Source organism: Streptomyces pratensis, from assembly GCF_037137275.1.
Taxonomy (GTDB): domain Bacteria; phylum Actinomycetota; class Actinomycetes; order Streptomycetales; family Streptomycetaceae; genus Streptomyces; species Streptomyces pratensis_B.
In genome coordinates, this window is the sequence record NZ_JBBBEN010000085.1 from 102,740 (window position 1) to 118,184 (window position 15,445).

Below are 15,445 nucleotides of genomic sequence, written 5' to 3' on the forward strand. Positions count from 1 at the left end.
GGCGGTTCGGAGCGGCTCGTCCGCCGACGCCTCTTGGCCCCTTCTCAGAAGGACTCTCCGTCGCAGTGAGCGTGTCACGCGGGGGCGGCGGCGACCGCCCCGCCTCTGCGTCTGCCGGCGCCGCCGCCGCGGCGGACTGCCCGCGTGGTGTGCGCCGCGTACCCGGCGGCCCCGGCGCCGTCGACGACACGGGTTCCTCGGCGGCGCATCGCGCTCGGGGGGGCTATCGCGAGGCCGCCAGCCGCCAGCCGGCCCTGCGCCACGGCGTCAGCTGGGGGCGCCGGCATGGCCGGCCTGCGCCGTCCGGGCCACGGAGCCGTCGGTGGGGGCAGAGGCACCAACGGGGGCGGAGCCGTCGGCGGTGGCGGGGGCGTCGGCCGCGACGGAAGGGCGGGCCGCTCGGCGCCAGCCCGTCACCGGGCCGGGGTCTTCGGCGTCCGCGGGCGTGACCCAGAAGGCAGTGCCCGTCGCGTCGTCGAACTGTGCGCCCGTGCGTCCGTCGCCCGAGGACCGACCGGTGAGCCGTCGCCCGATCCACGGGGCCAGATGCCGACGGGCGAAGCGGAGGTCCTCGGTCCGCCTGGCCGCCCAGTGCGGCGGCACGGTCGCGGGAAGCGGGGCGCGCCAGTCCTGTTCGGCCGGCAGCCCCAGCGTCTGCCAGACCGCTTCGGCCACACGCCGATGGCCCTCCGCGGTGAGGTGCAGCCGGTCGACGTCCCACATCCGGGGGTCGCGGAGGGACGGCGCGCCGTAGAGGTCGACCACCGAGGCCCCGTGCCGGTCGGCCAGCTCTCCGACCAGGGCGAACAGCTCCTCCATACGGGGGCGGAACCGCTCCATCACCGGTCCGTCGCGCCCGGGGCTGCGCATCAGCACGAGGTGCTCGCAGGAGGGCGCCAGGCGTTCCACGGCTTCCTGCAACCGTGCCCTCACCCTGCCCATGTCGCACTTCGGCCGCAACGCGTCGTTGAGGCCGCCCACGAGCGTGACCACATCGGCCCGGAGCGCTGCCGCCGCACCCACCTGCTCGTCCACGATCTGGCCGATGAGCTTTCCGCGTACGGCCAGATTGGCGTACCTGAAGTCCTTGGTCCTGGCCGCGAGCCGGGATGCGAGCACGTCCGCCCAGCCCCGGTACGTTCCGTCGGGGAGCAGGTCCGACATGCCTTCGGTGAACGAGTCGCCGACCGCGACGAGACTGGTGTAGGGGGCATTTGGTTTCATGGCCCGACAAGCCTACCGCTACGGCTCGTCGGCGGCCCTGTCTGGCGAGCGCGCTGCGCGCCCTCCGATGGCCGCCGCCCGCCACCGCGTCGCGGAGCGACCCAGCCTGCCGCGTGCGCCGGTCAGCGCTCCTGCGGTCTGCCGACGAGTTCGCGCAACACATCCTCCATCGTGACCATGCCGGCCAGTCGCCCCTCGTCGTCCAGGACGGCCGCCAGGTGGGTCCGGCTGCGACGCAGAGCCGTGAGCACGTCGTCCAGCGGGGTCGCGGCCCGCACCCGGGCGATCGGGCGCAACGCCGACACCGGGAACGGCACATCGCGGGGGGCGGCGTCCAGGGCGTCCTTCACGTGGAGGTAGCCGAGGATGCGCTGTTCGCTGTCCATCACCGGGAAGCGGGAGAACCCGTACTCGGACGAGAGCCGCTCCAGCTCCTCCGGAGTGGTGCCGACCCTGGCGTACAGCACCCGGTCGACGGGCATGACCACATCCCGTACGGGCCTGCGACCCAGCTCCAGAGCGTGGTGGAGCCGTTGCGCGGAGCGGTCGTCGACCAGGCCCGCGTCCCCGGCGTCCTGCACCATGCGCGCCAGCTCGTCGTCCGAGAACGTCGCGGACACCTCGTCTCTCGTCTCGACGCGCAGAAGCTTGAGGAGAGCGTTGGCGAAGGCGTTGACCGCGAAGATCACCGGACGCAGGGCACGGGCCATCGCGACCAGCGGCGGGCCGAGGAGCAGGGCGCTGCGGGTCGGCTCGGCCAGCGCGATGTTCTTCGGCACCATCTCGCCGAGCAGCATGTGCAGATAGGTCGCCACACCCAGCGCGATGACGAACGAGAGGGGGTGGACGAGCCCGTGCGGCACCCCCACCCCGTCGAAGGCCGGTTCCAGGAGATGGGCGATGGCCGGTTCGGCCACGACGCCCAGCACCAAGGTACTGAGAGTGATGCCGAGCTGGGCGGCGGCCAGCAGCGCGGAGACGTGCTCCAGCCCCCAGATGACACTGCGGGCCCTGCGGCTGCCGGCTTCGGCCTCCGGCTCGACCTGGCTGCGGCGAACGGAGATCAGGGCGAACTCGGCGCCCACGAAGAAGGCGTTGACGACCACCATCAGCACACCGATGAAAAGCTGGAGGGCGATCACCGCTCGTCCTCCGTCCGGTTCTCGGCCCCCGGCAGAGGGGCGTGCAGCAGAGCCCGCGCGGCCCGGTGGCCGGAGGCGTCCACCACGTCGATGCGCCACCCCTCCAGCTCGACGGTGTCGTCCACCGTGGGGATACGCCCGATCTCGGCGGCGATCAGCCCCGCGAGGGTTTCGTAGGGCCCGTCGGGCGCCCGCAACCCGATCGTTCGCAGCTGATCGGTGCGGGCGGCCCCGTCGGCGGACCACAGGGTGCGGCCGTCGGCGTCCTCACCGGCGGCGGCGAGGTCGGGGGTCTCGTGCGGGTCGTGTTCGTCGCGGACCTCGCCGACGACTTCCTCCACGATGTCCTCCAGCGTCGCGACGCCGGCCGTCCCGCCGTACTCGTCGATCACCACGGCCATGGCCGGCATCCCGGACAGCCGGTCCAGCAGCCGGTCCACGGTGAGCGTCTCCGGTACGAGCAGCGGTTCACGCAGCAGCTCCGAGACGCGCGTGCGGGGCCGCAGGTCGGCGGGGACCGCCAGGACGTCCTTGATGTGGGCGACGCCGACCACGGTGTCCAGCGTGCCCCGGTAGACGGGGAAGCGGGACAGGCCGGTCGCGCGGGTGGCGTTGGCGACGTCCTCGGCCGTCGCGTGCACCTCCAGCGCCGTCACCTGGACGCGTGGGGTCATCACGTTCTGCGCGGTCAGCTCCGACAGGTTCAGGGTGCGTACGAAAAGCTCGGCGGTGTCCGCCTCCAACGCGCCCGCCTTCGCGGAGTGCCGGGCCAGCGCGACCAGCTCCTGCGGGCTGCGGACGGAAGCCAGCTCCTCCGTCGGCTCCAGGCCGAAGCGGCGCACGATCCGGTTCGCCGTGTTGTTCAGGTGGCTGATGAAGGGCCGGAACACCGCGGTGAACCACCGCTGCGGCGTGGCCACCGCCTTGGCCACGGCCAGCGGAGAGGAGATCGCCCAGTTCTTCGGGACGAGTTCGCCGACGACCATGAGGACCACCGTGGACAGGGCCGTACCGAGGGCGAGCGCCAGGGAGGAGGCGGCGGCGGGCGGCATTCCCGTCGCCTCGGCCGGACTGCGGAGGAGCTTGGCGATCGACGGTTCGGCGAGCATGCCGATCACCAGGTTGGTGACGGTGATGCCGAGCTGGGCGCCCGAGAGCTGGAAGGTGAGGCTGCGGACGGCCTTCAGCGCGCTCGCCGAGCCCCGCTCGCCCCGCTCCGCGGCGCGTTCCAGTTCGCTGCGCTCCACCGTGGTCAGGGAGAACTCCGCCGCGACGAAGGCGCCGCAGGTGAAGCAGAGCAGCAGGGCGACGAGCAGCAGAAGCACTTCGGTCATCGGTTCACCTCCGTCCCATGATCGGGCAGGCGGGGGAGGACCGCGCGACGTCGGCGCAAGCGGGGGATCGGCTGGGGGGAGGCTCGCCCATGAACGGACGCTCACACCTTTCGTCTGGGGGACGGGGACATGCCATCCTAGGGCGTCCGGAGGCGGGTACGGACGGCGAGGCTCCGCGCGGCCGGTCCGGCCCGTTCGGACGGCTCCGTCGCTCGCGAGCGCGGCTCCCGTTCGCCGACCGGGTGGTCGCCCGCGCCGCGCCCTCGCCCCGGACCCGACGGCTGTCGTGGCCAGGGCCCCCGGGTGGCGTCAGCCCGTCAGGCGCTTCACCCAGCGGCTCCACTGCGGCTGGGGCCCGTAGCCCGCGGCGCGCCAGGCGTGCTGCGCCCGCTCGTTGCGGTCGAGCACCATGGCGTCGGCGCGCCGCCCGCCCAGGGCGGCGAACCGTCCCTCCGCCGCCGCGAGCAGGGCACTGCCCACGCCCCGGCGGCGCTGCCCGGGGTGGACGGCGAGCCGGTAGAGATGGCAGCGCCAGCCGTCGAAGCCCGCGATCACGGTGCCCACCAGCGCTCCCCGCCGTTCCGCGAGGATCAGAGCACCCGGGTCCCGCTCCACCAGGCGCGCGATCCCGTCGGCGTCGTCGCTGATGCTGGCGCCCTCGGCGGACGTCTTCCAGAACGCGAGGACGTCATCCAGGTCGGCGGGGGACGCGGACCGTATCGAAAGATCGTGCATGCCGGTCATCCCACCACTCGCCGCGTTCGGGCGTCGAACGCATTATCCAACGCGCCTTTCTGTTACCGGCGTACCCCTGCCCCCCTCCTGTCGCTCCTCGCGCCGGTGTCCTCCCCTTGCCGGTGCTAGCGGGACCGCGCTAGCGTGGGAGGCGTGCCCAAGACTCAGCTGAACGTTCGAGTGGAAGAGGCCACCGCCGAGGCCGCGCGGCAGCGCGCGCTGCAGAGGGGGATGAGCGTGAACCGCTATATAGAGGAACTCGTCAAGCAGGACGCGGGCGAAGTGGGGCACACCTTCGTCGAGGCCGCCGCCGACTTCATGAAACAGTACGAGTCGGTGTTCGCCGAGGAGTTCGGCCCGGAGCGCGAAGGCACCCGTTGAACCTTCGGATCGACCTTTCCTGGCTCCTCATGGTCGCTGAGCACAAGACGCCCGGAGACCCTCAGGTCGTCGACTGGGGCGCGCTCGTCGCCGCCGTCGCACGGCACGAGGCGGAGATCTTCGGCAGCCCCGTCTACAGCGACCCGCACCTGCGGGCGGCCGCTCTGCTGCAATTGCTCCTGCATGTGCCCGCTCTCGAACGCTCCAACGCGATGTTCGCCTCGGCCGTCGCGTACGGCTACCTCGTCGCCTCCGGCCTCAAGGTCATCACCTCTCCCGAGCAGGTCCGCGACCTGGCGCTGCTGGTGAAGCAGGGGAAGGCGGACGTGCGAGCCATCGCGGACGAGCTGCGGCAGTGGAGCGTATGAGCCCAGCCGCGTGCGTGAATCCGACCGGCCGAGGCGGGCGGTGACCGGCGGCAGGGCGGTGACGGTGGCCGCGGCGCATCTCCTCCTCACCCCGGGCGCGGGCCTCGGAGCCCTGGACTCCGGTCGGCCGTGAACGGCTTGCGGGCGACGCCCAGGACGCAGGGGGAGGTGGGGAACTGGAGGCCCTTCTCGGGAATCCGCAGTCTGCGGTACGCGCCCAGCTCGAAGCCCGCCGCCTCGATGGCGGCCAACGGGTCCCTGGCGGTGTGGCAGCCCCCGAAGAGGAGGGGCCACAGCGTCCGGTCCGCGGCTCGCTGCGTCGCAGCCAACACTCTGCCCGGCGCCAACCCGTGTTCGAAGAAGCGCAGTTGGCCACCGGGGCGCAGGACCCGTCTGATCTCCGCCAGCGCGTGCGGCAGATCCCGGACCGTGCACAGGACCAGGGACGCCACGGCGGCGTCGAAGCTCTCGCTCTTCGCCGGCAGCGCCTCCGCCACACCCGGCGCCACGTCCACCGGCACATCGGCGTGCAGGGCGGAGCGGACGGCGAGCTGCCGCAACGAGCGCTCCGGTTCCAGCGCCACGACCTCCGAGACGGCGCCCGGGTAGTAGGCGAAGTTCAGCCCGTTCCCCGCACCGATCTCGATGACGCGGCCGAAGAGCCCCGACAGCAGCTCCTCTCGGTATGCGGCGATGCCGCCCTTGAGGTCGGCGGTCACGCTCATCCGGGCGTAGAACCGGGCGAAGACCGGGTGGTGCACGGCCTCCCCTATGGTCTTCCCGCTGCTCGGCTGCATGAGGGGCCTCCGTGAGGAGTGGGCGTACGGCTCCTTTGCCATTCTCCCCCGTGGGCCCGCCGTTCTCCGCCGCTGCCGGGCGGCCCGACGCTTTCCCCGTACACGTACCGCGCCGTCGCCCTGCGCGGACGAGTGCGTCGGGGCATACGTCCGTGGCTTCACCCCGTGCGGTGGGGGGACCAGGTCCCCCCGAGCTCGGGTGCCAGCCACCCCGGGGCCCTGGCGGCGAAGACGTCACCCGGCAGGGACCCCGCGCCGGCCGGCACGGCACCCAGCAGGGGCGCGCCGGCCGCGACGGGCAGGTCCTCGATGTTGCACCGGGCGGCCAGGTCCGGTCGCGCGGGCATGCTGCCCACCACGACGCCCCGGCACCGCAGCCCCCTGCTCCGCAGCGCTTCGGCCGTCAGCGCGGTGGCATTGAGCGTGCCCAGCCCCGCGGGCGCCACCACCAGCACCGCGGCACCCAGCAGCCGGGCCGCGTCCGCGAGAGTGCCTCCCTCGTCGTCGAACCGGACGAGGAGCCCGCCCGCCCCCTCCACCAGGACCAGATCGTGCTCGGTCGCCAGTTTCTGAGCCGCCTCCGCGACCTCGTGCGGCCGTACGGGGGCGAGCCCGGACCGCCGGGCGGCCGTGGCCGGGGCCAACGGCTCTGGGAACCGCGCCAGTTCGACCGGGGTCACGTGCTCGCCCGCCAGGCGTGCCACCTCGGCCGCGTCCCCCGGCTCGCCGGGGGCGAGGCCGGTCTGCGCGGGTTTCAGCACCGCCACCCGAAGGCCCCGCGCGGCCGCTGCCACGGCGGCGGTCACCACGGTCTTGCCGATCTCGGTGCCCGTACCGGACACCACCACGATCGAGTCCATCGCGGTCAGCCCTCCCGCGCCGCAGCGCACACGGCACGGCAGATCCGTGCCACGTCGTCGTCGCCGGTGACGTACGGCGGCATCGTGTAGACGAGGTCGCGGAAGGGCCGCAGCCACACCCCCTCGCGCACGGCGGCCCGCGTCGCCGCCGCCATGTCCACCTCGTGGTCGAGCTGGACGACCCCGATCGCGCCCAGGACGCGCACATCCGTGACCCCCGCGACGCCCCACGCCGGCGCCAGACCGGAGCGCAGGCCCGCACCGATTCGCGCCACCTCGCCCTCCCAGTCCTGTCCGAGCAGCAGGTCCACCGAGGCCGAGGCCACGGAGGCGGCCAGCGGATTGCCCATGAACGTCGGGCCGTGTGCCAGCACCGGCACCTCGCCGCGGGAGATGCCCTCGGCCACCCGGGAGCTGCACAGGGTCGCCGCCAGCGTGAGATAGCCGCCGGTCAGCGCCTTGCCGACGCACATCACGTCCGGGGAGACGCCGGCGTGCCCGGCGGCGAACAGCTTGCCCGTACGCCCGAAACCGGTAGCGATCTCGTCGAAGACCAGCAGCACGTCCCACGCGTCGCACAACTCGCGCAGCACCCGCAGATAGGCGGGGGAGTGGAACCGCATCCCGCCGGCCCCCTGCACCACCGGCTCCACGATGACCGCCGCGAGTTCGTCGGCGTGACGCGCGATCAGCTCCCGCAGATGACGTACGTAGGCGGGGTCCAATTCCGCGTCGAAGCCGTCCGGCGGGGCGTCGGCGAACACCTGACGGGGCAGGGAGCCCGACCACAGCTCGTGCATGCCGCCCTGCGGGTCGCACACCGACATCGGCTGCCAGGTGTCCCCGTGGTAACCCCCGCGCCAGGTCAGCAGCCGCCGCTTGGCCGGGCGTCCGGCCGAACGCCAGAACTGGAGGCACATCTTGACCGCGACCTCGACGGAGACGGACCCCGAATCGGCCAGGAAGACGTGCCGCAGCGGTTCGGGTGTGATCTCCACCAGCCGGGTGGCCAGCCGGACGGCGGGCTCGTGGGTGAGCCCGCCGAACATCACATGGCTCATCCGGTCCAGCTGGCCGCGTGCCGCCTCGTTGAGGACCGGATGGTTGTAGCCGTGCACCGCCGACCACCAGGACGACATGCCGTCCACCAACTCGCTCCGGCCCTCGACGGGTTCGGCGAGCCGGAGCCGTACACCGGCGGCCGACTCCACGATCAGCGGCTCCTGGCGGCCCGGCATCGGCCCGTAAGGGTGCCACACGTGGGCACGGTCCAGCGCCCGCAGCTCATCGGGGGCGTACGGCTTCGGGGCAGGGAGCGCGGAGAGCGGAGGGACGACGCGCGCGGGGGCGTGCTCGTCAGGCATGGCGCGCTCTTCAGGCATTGGGTGCGAGATCCGTTCCCGCACCGCGCCGGCGCACCGCCACCAGATCCGTACGCGCCCCCGGCGCACCCTGGGCCCGAGCGCCCGCGGCGCCCTCCGGCTGCGGGCCGGGCACGCTCTCGCCGGTCGCCGCCGCGGCCTGCTCCGCCTCTCCGGTCTGCTCCGCCTCCCCGGCCACGGCCGAGTGGCCGCCGCACGGCCCGCAACCGCCTTCGCCCTCGTGTGCACCGCATCCGGCCGGCTCGGGGGACGTACCGCAGCCGCCCGGGACGTCCGCACGGTGGCGGGGCAGCGTCGTCGTGCCCGCGCCCTCCACCTCGAACCCGGCGTCCGCGATCATGTCCAGGTCGGCCTGCCCCGCCTGGCCCTCGCTGGTCAGGTAGTCGCCCAGGAAGATCGAGTTCACCAGATGCAGCGCCAGCGGCTGCATCGAACGCAGGTGCACCTCACGGCCCCCCGCGAGCCGCACCTCGACATCGGGGCAGACGAAGCGGACCATCGCCAGAATGCGCAGGCATCGCTGCGGAGTGAGGTTCCACTCCGCAGCGAGCGGGGTCCCCTCGAACGGGATCAGGAAGTTCACCGGCACCGAGTCCGGGTCCAGCTCCCGCAGGGCGAACACGACGTCGACCAGGTCCGTGTCGCTCTCGCCCATCCCGGCGATCAGTCCCGAGCACGCGGAGAGCCCGGCCGCCTGGGCCTGCTGAACGGTTTCCACCCGGTCCGCATAGGTGTGCGTGGTGGTGATCGCCTCGTACGTCCCCTCGGACGTGTTGAGGTTGTGGTTGTAGGCGTCGGCCCCCGCCGAACGCAGCCGGTCGGCCTGCCCCTCGGAGAGCAGGCCGAGGCAGGCGCAGACCTCGACCCCCTCGTTCTCGTCCTTGATCGCCTCGATGGTCTTCGAGACCCGGTCGACGTCCCGGTCCGTCGGGCCCCGCCCGCTCGCCACCAGGCAGACCCGCTTGGCGCCACCCGCCACGCCCGCCGCCGCGGCCTTGGACGCCTCGTGCGGCTTCAACCACGTGTACTTGAGGATTCCGGCCTTCGAACCGAGCCGCTGCGAGCAGTAGGAGCAGTCCTCGGGGCAGAGCCCCGACTTCAGATTGACCAGGTAGTTGAGTTTGACGCGTCGCCCGAACCACTGACGGCGCACCTTCCCGGCGGCGGCCACCACGTCGAGCAGTGCGTCGTCGGAGGTCGCCAGTACGGCGAGCGCTTCTTCGCGGGTCGGCAGTTCGCGCCGCAGCCCCTTGTCCACCAGCGTGTTCAGCAGGTCCATGGAAGATGATCCTGGCTTACGGCACCGCCTCCAGCCAAGGAGGAACCAGACAGGAGACCCCGGCGAGCGTGTGTGTATTGCCACACCCTGACCCGCTGCGCCCCCGGTTAGGGTCTGTTGGCTGCCTACAAAGGAACCGCCTGAGAACGGGCCGTGTGCACAAGGCCTTCCCAGGTCCGCTCGCCCAGGGACCGCTTGCCGAGCGTCCGCCCGCGCCGGGACCGCCTACTCCGAGGAGCGCCCCATGCCCTTCACCCCGTTCGACTGGATCGACGACGAGGCCCGCCGCCGGGCCGCCGCCGGACTCGTGCGCACCGTGCGTCCGCGGGGCGCCCGACCGGAGTCGCTGGACCTCGCGAGCAACGACTACCTGGGTCTCACCCGGCATCCGGAGGTCACCGCCGCGGCGGCGGCCGCCGCCCACCGCTGGGGGGCGGGCTCCACGGGCTCCCGGTTGGTCACCGGCTCCACCGCCCTGCACGCCGACCTCGAACGGGACCTCGCCGACTTCTGCGGCTTCGAGGCCGCCCTCGTGTTCTCCTCCGGTTACGCCGCCAACCTCGCGGCGTTGACCGCGTTGTCCGGGCGCGGCTCGCTCATCGTCTCGGACGCGGGCAACCACGCCTCGATCGTGGACGGTTGCCGGCTCTCCCGTGCCGAGACCGCCGTCGTCGCGCACGCCGACCCGGAGGCCGTCGCCAAGGCGCTGCGGGCCCACGGAGGGCGGGCGCTCGTCGTCACGGACTCGGTCTTCTCCGTCGACGGGGACGCCGCCGCGCTGCCCGACCTCGCCGAAGCGTGCCGCCCCGCGAACGCGGCCCTTCTCGTGGACGACGCCCACGGCCTCGGCGTCCTGGGGGAGGGGGGACGCGGTGCGCTCGCCGCCGCCGGACTGGCGGGCCGCGACGGCGTCGTGGCCACCCTCACCCTCTCCAAGTCCCTGGGCAGCCAGGGAGGCGCGGTGCTGGGACCGGCACGGGTCATCGAGCATCTGGTGAACACCGCCCGCACGTTCATCTTCGACACCGGCCTCGCACCGGCGGCGGCAGGCGGCGCGCTCGGCGCCCTCGGGGTCCTGCGTCGGGAGCCCGAACGGGCCGCCAGGGCACGCCAGGTCGCCGCGGCCCTCCACACGCGGCTGACCGCCGCCGGACTGACCGCGGTCCGCCCCGACGCGGCCGTGGTCTCCGTCCGTGCTCCGTCGGCGGACGCGGCGGTGCGATGGGCGGCCGACTGCCGCGCGGCGGGGACGGCGGTGGGCTGCTTCCGCCCGCCGTCCGTCCCGGACGGGGTCTCCCGGTTGCGGCTGACGGCACGGGCCGACCTGACCGAGGAGCAGATCACCACCGCGGTGGCCACGGTCGTGGCCACCGCTCCCCGGCAGGCCGGCACGGACCTCAGCGGCTGAGGCCGACCGGTACCAGCGTGCCGGTGCGCCGCGCCGCTCACGGATCAGCCGGTTCTCTCCCCGTGCAGACCGGTCACGAAGGCGGCCCAGGCGGTGGCTGAGAAGCGCAGCGCGCCCCGGCCCACCGCCTTCGAATCGCGTACGGCGAGGAGGGCGTCGCCGAAGCGGGCCGTCTCCACGCAGTTGTTCATCCCGGTCGAGCGGCTGCTGCGCCGCCATGGAACACCGGATGGTGTCCCGGATGACGGCTGTGGTGCGTCGGGCGGTGCGAGACGGTCGGACATGGCGCCCCCCTCGGGCAGTCAAACGGTCCGATGGAACCCGGCCGGGCGGCCCGGGCCCGCCTGGCGGCGGCTGATCGCGGTGATGAGGTCCAGCGAGTGTTCGGGCGACAGCGCGTGCGCCTGCAAGGTGCGGAAGGCCGAGCTGTACGCCTCAAGGTCTTCTTTCCGCTCCAGGTAAAGGCTACTCGTCAAGTGGTCAAGGACGACCACATCCAGATCAGAAATGTTCGGAAAAGAGAAAACTACGAAAGGGCTGGTGAGTCCGATGTACCCGCCGACCGAGAACGGAAGTACATGGATGTGCACATGGGGCAGTTGGGCCACCTGGCAGAGATGTGCCAGTTGGTCCCCCATCACCTCCGGACCGCCCACCTGGCGGTGGAGCACCGCCTCATCCAGTACGGCGGTGAACCGGAGCGGCGGACTCGCGCGCAGCACCCGCTGCCGGGTCAGCCGGATCTCGACCAGGGAGTCCAGCCGGGCGTCGGGTAACCCGTCCAGCGACGCCCGGGTCACGGACCGGGCGTAGCCCGCGGTCTGGAGCAGCCCCGGCACGACCGAGGTCTCCAGCGTCCGGACCGTGTCGGCCTGTGACTCCAGGCTGATGAAGTCGCGGTACTGCGGGGGGATCACCCCTCGATAGGCGTGCCACCACCCCGAACCGCCGCCGCCCGCCGAACCCGCGAGGACTTCGAGCAGGGCCCGCAACTGGGCGTCGCGCACGGCGTAGACGTCCAGCAGCCGGGAGACGTCGGCAGGCGTCACCCCGCTCGCACCCGTCTCGATGCGGCTCACCTTCGACTGGTGCCAGCCGAGCAGCCGTGCCGTCTCCCGGCTGGTCAGCCCGGAGGCGTGGCGCAGACTGCGCAGCTCCTCACCGAGTTTGCGCCTCCGGACGACGGGGCCGTGCAGCATCGCGGTCTCCTTCCGCTGTGCGGGAGACCGACCCCCTGCCGGAATCGGCCCCGCAGGGAGGCCAGTGTGCCGTCCGTCCATGCCGTGCGGTCCCCGGATTCACCGCTTCGAGCGACAGATATATGCATATCTTGGCTGAACACCGTTACAGGGAGCTTCATCAGTGGCAGTCTGGCGCGAAGCACAAGCCCGGACGACCACCGGTCGATCGGGGTGGGGAAGGGACGGCGTCGCCATGGCAGACCATCAGGAAGCAACCGTCACGCTGCCGAGCGATCCGGCCTCGGTCTCCTCGGCCCGCAGACATGTCGCCACGACCCTGGCCGCATGGGGCCTGCCGGACGGCACCGAGTTCGCCGACGTCGTCCGGCTGATCGTCTCGGAGCTGGCCACCAACGCCGTGCAGCACACGTTCGGCCAGTCACCGACCTTCACGGTGGATCTGCGTCTCGATCGCGACGAGGAACTGCGCCTGGGAGTGACGGACAGTCACCCCCGTTGGCCCCAGCGGTTGCCCGCCGCCGTACGGCAGGACAACGGGCGCGGCATGGTCATCATCCGGGCGCTGGCCAAGGAACGCGGTGGACGCCTCCAGATCACCCCCACCGCGGAGGGGGGCAAGACGGTCTGGATCGTTCTGCCCTGGGTCCTGCCGATCCCGGGCTGAGCCGCGCCGCGCTGCCGAGTGCCGACGGTGGCGTCGCGGCCCGCCGCCGCGCGGACGGGGGTCGCCCGCGCCTTCCCGAGGAGAAGACCTCCGGCCGGTGCGGACAGCCCGTGCCTCCCGCACGGGAAGAGCGTCCGGTCGGTGGGTCAGCGGACCCGTCCGTACCAGACGCTCTTGGACCAGATCTTCGCCAGCCGCACGACGTCTCCCGATTTGGGGGAGTGCCAGATCTTGCCGGCCCCGGCGTAGATGCCCACGTGGTACACGCTGCGCCCGGAATGGAAGAAGACGAGGTCACCGCGTTTGCGTTGGGACTTCGGGATATGGCGGGTCTTGTTGTACTGCTGCTGTGCCGTGCGGGGCAGCTTCTTGCCGGCCTTCTTGAACGAGTACATCGTCAGCCCCGAACAGTCGAAGCGACGGGGGCCGGCGGCTCCGTACTGGTAGGGAGCCCCTTTCTTCGACGCGGCGACCTTCAGCGCCTTCGTCGAGTGGGTGGCAGCCTCGGCTTCGTCCACCAGGCCGGGCGCCAGCATCGAGGAGGTCACGGCCAGGGTGAGGAGCGAGGCCGTGCCGGCCCGGGCGAACAGAGACGGGACATGAACCTGCGCAGTCATGCGCAACCCTTCGTCAGCCGCCTGTGAAGGATGACCTGTCGGGTTCGGGCTGGCGAAGTTGCCCGGCCGCGCTCGGCGGCTTCACCCCGAGGGCCTGCCGGTCTCCCGGTCGGCCCGTAGTGCTCGGGTCCTCCACTCCTGCCGATCCACTTCTGTCGACCAGTCATCCGGGCGGCGGCAGGACTCGGCGTCCGCCCGGACCGCCCCGCCGCGGTGGCGGGGGCTTGTCGTCTCAGGGATCTTGACTCACTCAGTGTCGGATTTCCGAGCTGAAACGGCGCTTTGTGAGTCTCATCACCAATGAACCAATCGGGTGGACACGTGGGATGCGCGCCCTCCAAGGTGCCGGGCGGCCGGCCTCGTACCTGCGGAGAAAGGATGCGATTCGAGTACGGTCCGCGTGCTAAACGCAAGTTGGGCTGTCATTCGTGCGAGTGATCTGCTGCGCCGAACGAGCGAGGAAATCCGTCGAGGGGGCCGGGCGTGTCGCGGGGCCCGATGAGCGGTCCGCTTCCGGCGTGCGGGGCCGGTCAGTTGGCGGGCGGCGGCACGGCGGCCCGGCGCGGACCAGCGCGGCCAGGTGGCAGTCGACGAACTCGCCCTCGGCGCGTCGGCGCGGGAGGATGCGGGAAACGCGGCGCCGGCGCCGGCGGATCACCCCGCGCCGTGCGGTGGTCGAGAGGGGGAGCGGCTCTCCAGGACGTGGTCCACCAGCCCGAACGCGCGCGAGGCCGGTGCGTCGAGAAGAGTGGCGCGCTCGATGTCGGCGGTGATCCGCTCCGTGCTCCGGCCCGTGTGCCGGTCCCAGGTCCGGGCCCCGGTCGAGGTGTGCTCGGTGAACTCCGGAAGGACGTGACGGGCGGCGGGGCGGATCATGGCGATGCCTCTCTCCCGGATGCGTGAAGCGGACGGGCCGACGGCCACTGCGGGGGTCGTCGGTTCAGCGGCGTCGGCGGGCGTGCGCCTCCAGCCAGGCGTCCTCCGCCGCGTAGTCGAAGAGCCCCTCGCCGTAGTGGGCGAGCATCTTCGGGAACGCCTCCCGCCAGTCGCGCCCGGCCAGCTCCCCGGCGAGCCACTCGACCGTCCTGGGCAGCGACGCGGCGTATCCCGTCACCGGCCGGTACCCGAGCTCTTCCGCCGCGGCGGTCATGTCGTACACCACGGGGTGAGCTCCGCTCCAGGGCGTCTCCCCGACGTGCCCCTCCGGCGCGCCGTCGATCAGCACCGTCTCCGTCTCCCGCCCGAGCACCCCGTCGATCGCCGAGGCGATGTCGGCCACGGCGGGGGCCTCGGGATCGGCCGCGTTCAGCACCCGGGACCCGGGACGCCGGGCGGCCAGCCGGATCAGCTCCGCCACGTTGGACACATGGACCGGGTGGAAGCGGCTCTTGCCGCCGTACGCGAGCACCCGGCGACCGCGCCCGTCGAGCAGCCGCTTCACGACATACAGTTCGCGGGGCGTTCGGCAGTACGGGCCGTGGACGGCTCCCGCCCGCAGAAGCGTCGTGGGCAGGGCCCCGCCCGCCGCCAGCAGCTGCCCCTCCAGAGCGACCTTGCGGGTCCCGTACGAGCCGTCCCCCGGCTCCACCGTGCGCTGGGTCTCGGGCACCGGCACCGGATAGCGGGGGAAGCCGTCGCGGCGGTCCTGTGTGTCGAAGCTGCGGCCCCTGTCGTCCTCGTACACCGCCCCGCTGGAGATCACGACGGCGGACCCGATCCGCCCGGCCAGCCCGGCCAGCTGCCCGGCGTGCCCCCCGTCGAACGCGACCAGGTCGACCAGCACGTCACAACCGTCGCCCAGCGCCCTGCCGAGCGCGCCGTCCTCGTCGCGGTCGAGCGCCACCGCCCGGACCCCGTCCCCCCACCGCTCGTCCCGGCCGCCGCCCCGTGAAGCGGCCGTCACCTCCCAGCCGTCCGCGACCAGCGCGTCCACCGCGGCCCGCCCGATCTGGCCCGTCGCTCCCAGCACCCATACGTGTCCGTTGCTCATGAACACGACGCTACGAGCCGCGGCCCCGGCAGGCCGCCTTCCTACGCCCGCGGCGTATCCGC

17 protein-coding genes are annotated in these 15,445 nt (G+C 72.6%); 4 read left to right on the forward strand and 13 right to left on the reverse strand.

All coding sequences use genetic code 11. The features are described from left to right. Window positions 1–267 precede the first annotated feature (267 nt). From V9U70_RS12225 to V9U70_RS12240, 4 genes are all read right to left on the reverse strand, one after another. Complete coding sequence (locus V9U70_RS12225) at window positions 268–1,224, reverse strand: SGNH/GDSL hydrolase family protein (protein ID WP_336674676.1); 957 nt, start codon at window positions 1,222–1,224, stop codon at window positions 268–270. 122 nt (window positions 1,225–1,346) lie between these two features. Further along, window positions 1,347–2,366 (reverse strand): hemolysin family protein, encoded by a 1,020-nt coding sequence (locus tag V9U70_RS12230; protein WP_336674677.1) that lies wholly within the window; start codon window positions 2,364–2,366, stop codon window positions 1,347–1,349. Further along, entirely contained in the window at window positions 2,363–3,700 is a 1,338-nt protein-coding gene (locus V9U70_RS12235; RefSeq protein ID WP_336674679.1) for a hemolysin family protein, read from the reverse strand. The genes V9U70_RS12230 and V9U70_RS12235 overlap by 4 nt, the downstream gene beginning before the upstream one ends. A 309-nt stretch (window positions 3,701–4,009) precedes the next feature. Further along, the gene (locus tag V9U70_RS12240; RefSeq protein WP_336674681.1) at window positions 4,010–4,444 is read right to left on the reverse strand and encodes a GNAT family N-acetyltransferase; all 435 of its coding nucleotides are present in this window, start codon (window positions 4,442–4,444) and stop codon (window positions 4,010–4,012) included. 144 nt (window positions 4,445–4,588) lie between these two features. Here V9U70_RS12240 and V9U70_RS12245 point away from each other — a divergent pair, with 144 nt between their 5' ends. Together V9U70_RS12245 and V9U70_RS12250 are read left to right on the forward strand one after the other, a co-directional pair. Next, the gene (locus V9U70_RS12245; protein ID WP_336674683.1) at window positions 4,589–4,816 is read left to right on the forward strand and encodes an antitoxin; all 228 of its coding nucleotides are present in this window, start codon (window positions 4,589–4,591) and stop codon (window positions 4,814–4,816) included. Beyond that, entirely contained in the window at window positions 4,813–5,184 is a 372-nt protein-coding gene (locus V9U70_RS12250) for a fic family toxin-antitoxin system, toxin component (RefSeq protein ID WP_336674684.1), read from the forward strand. The genes V9U70_RS12245 and V9U70_RS12250 overlap by 4 nt, the downstream gene beginning before the upstream one ends. 86 nt (window positions 5,185–5,270) lie before the next feature. Here the strand turns inward: V9U70_RS12250 and V9U70_RS12255 are convergent, their stop codons facing one another. The 4 genes from V9U70_RS12255 to bioB all read right to left on the reverse strand — a co-directional run bounded on the left by V9U70_RS12255 (window position 5,271) and on the right by bioB (window position 9,502). After that, window positions 5,271–5,981 carry a class I SAM-dependent methyltransferase gene (locus tag V9U70_RS12255; RefSeq protein WP_336674685.1) on the reverse strand — a complete coding sequence of 237 codons (711 nt, stop codon included), beginning with the start codon at window positions 5,979–5,981 and terminating at the stop codon, window positions 5,271–5,273. Between the two features lie 158 nt (window positions 5,982–6,139). Beyond that, window positions 6,140–6,841 carry a dethiobiotin synthase gene (gene bioD, locus V9U70_RS12260; RefSeq protein ID WP_336674686.1) on the reverse strand — a complete coding sequence of 234 codons (702 nt, stop codon included), beginning with the start codon at window positions 6,839–6,841 and terminating at the stop codon, window positions 6,140–6,142. A 5-nt stretch (window positions 6,842–6,846) separates the two neighbouring features. Continuing rightward, a complete protein-coding gene (locus tag V9U70_RS12265) occupies window positions 6,847–8,205 on the reverse strand; it encodes an adenosylmethionine--8-amino-7-oxononanoate transaminase (protein ID WP_336674687.1) in 1,359 nt (452 codons plus the stop codon). Window positions 8,206–8,215: 10 nt separating this feature from the next. Continuing rightward, a complete protein-coding gene (gene bioB, locus V9U70_RS12270; RefSeq protein ID WP_336674688.1) occupies window positions 8,216–9,502 on the reverse strand; it encodes a biotin synthase BioB in 1,287 nt (428 codons plus the stop codon). 244 nt (window positions 9,503–9,746) lie between these two features. Between bioB and V9U70_RS12275 the strand changes: the two genes are divergently transcribed. Continuing rightward, on the forward strand, window positions 9,747–10,910 hold the full coding sequence (locus tag V9U70_RS12275; protein ID WP_336674690.1) for an 8-amino-7-oxononanoate synthase: 1,164 nt from the start codon (window positions 9,747–9,749) through the stop codon (window positions 10,908–10,910). A gap of 44 nt (window positions 10,911–10,954) precedes the next feature. Here V9U70_RS12275 and V9U70_RS12280 read toward each other — a convergent pair whose 3' ends face one another. Together V9U70_RS12280 and V9U70_RS12285 are read right to left on the reverse strand one after the other, a co-directional pair. After that, on the reverse strand, window positions 10,955–11,194 hold the full coding sequence (locus V9U70_RS12280; RefSeq protein ID WP_336674691.1) for a DUF397 domain-containing protein: 240 nt from the start codon (window positions 11,192–11,194) through the stop codon (window positions 10,955–10,957). 18 nt (window positions 11,195–11,212) lie between these two features. Further along, a complete protein-coding gene (locus V9U70_RS12285; protein WP_336674693.1) occupies window positions 11,213–12,109 on the reverse strand; it encodes a helix-turn-helix domain-containing protein in 897 nt (298 codons plus the stop codon). A 235-nt stretch (window positions 12,110–12,344) separates the two neighbouring features. Here V9U70_RS12285 and V9U70_RS12290 point away from each other — a divergent pair, with 235 nt between their 5' ends. Further along, complete coding sequence (locus V9U70_RS12290) at window positions 12,345–12,776, forward strand: ATP-binding protein (protein WP_336674694.1); 432 nt, start codon at window positions 12,345–12,347, stop codon at window positions 12,774–12,776. 146 nt (window positions 12,777–12,922) lie between these two features. Here the strand turns inward: V9U70_RS12290 and V9U70_RS12295 are convergent, their stop codons facing one another. From V9U70_RS12295 to V9U70_RS12305, 3 genes are all read right to left on the reverse strand, one after another. Further along, entirely contained in the window at window positions 12,923–13,393 is a 471-nt protein-coding gene (locus V9U70_RS12295) for a C40 family peptidase (protein WP_336674696.1), read from the reverse strand. Between the two features lie 654 nt (window positions 13,394–14,047). Continuing rightward, window positions 14,048–14,269, reverse strand: a complete 222-nt coding sequence (locus tag V9U70_RS12300; RefSeq protein WP_336674698.1) for an ATP-dependent Clp protease proteolytic subunit — start codon at window positions 14,267–14,269, stop codon at window positions 14,048–14,050. A gap of 64 nt (window positions 14,270–14,333) precedes the next feature. Next, window positions 14,334–15,362 (reverse strand): NAD-dependent epimerase/dehydratase family protein, encoded by a 1,029-nt coding sequence (locus V9U70_RS12305; RefSeq protein ID WP_336674974.1) that lies wholly within the window; start codon window positions 15,360–15,362, stop codon window positions 14,334–14,336. Between the last annotated feature and the right edge of the window lie 83 nt (window positions 15,363–15,445).

Bases quoted from the DNA above. Each gene is read 5' to 3' on its own strand.
- V9U70_RS12225 (WP_336674676.1), bottom strand. From the start codon at position 1,224: ATGAAACCAAATGCCCCCTACACCAGTCTCGTCGCGGTCGGCGACTCG.
- V9U70_RS12235 (WP_336674679.1), bottom strand. From the start codon at position 3,700: ATGACCGAAGTGCTTCTGCTGCTCGTCGCCCTGCTGCTCTGCTTCACC.
- V9U70_RS12240 (WP_336674681.1), bottom strand. From the start codon at position 4,444: ATGACCGGCATGCACGATCTTTCGATACGGTCCGCGTCCCCCGCCGAC.
- V9U70_RS12255 (WP_336674685.1), bottom strand. From the start codon at position 5,981: ATGCAGCCGAGCAGCGGGAAGACCATAGGGGAGGCCGTGCACCACCCG.
- bioD (WP_336674686.1), bottom strand. From the start codon at position 6,841: ATGGACTCGATCGTGGTGGTGTCCGGTACGGGCACCGAGATCGGCAAG.
- V9U70_RS12265 (WP_336674687.1), bottom strand. From the start codon at position 8,205: ATGCCTGACGAGCACGCCCCCGCGCGCGTCGTCCCTCCGCTCTCCGCG.
- bioB (WP_336674688.1), bottom strand. From the start codon at position 9,502: ATGGACCTGCTGAACACGCTGGTGGACAAGGGGCTGCGGCGCGAACTG.
- V9U70_RS12275 (WP_336674690.1), top strand. From the start codon at position 9,747: ATGCCCTTCACCCCGTTCGACTGGATCGACGACGAGGCCCGCCGCCGG.
- V9U70_RS12280 (WP_336674691.1), bottom strand. From the start codon at position 11,194: ATGTCCGACCGTCTCGCACCGCCCGACGCACCACAGCCGTCATCCGGG.
- V9U70_RS12285 (WP_336674693.1), bottom strand. From the start codon at position 12,109: ATGCTGCACGGCCCCGTCGTCCGGAGGCGCAAACTCGGTGAGGAGCTG.
- V9U70_RS12290 (WP_336674694.1), top strand. From the start codon at position 12,345: ATGGCAGACCATCAGGAAGCAACCGTCACGCTGCCGAGCGATCCGGCC.
- V9U70_RS12295 (WP_336674696.1), bottom strand. From the start codon at position 13,393: ATGACTGCGCAGGTTCATGTCCCGTCTCTGTTCGCCCGGGCCGGCACG.
- V9U70_RS12300 (WP_336674698.1), bottom strand. From the start codon at position 14,269: ATGATCCGCCCCGCCGCCCGTCACGTCCTTCCGGAGTTCACCGAGCAC.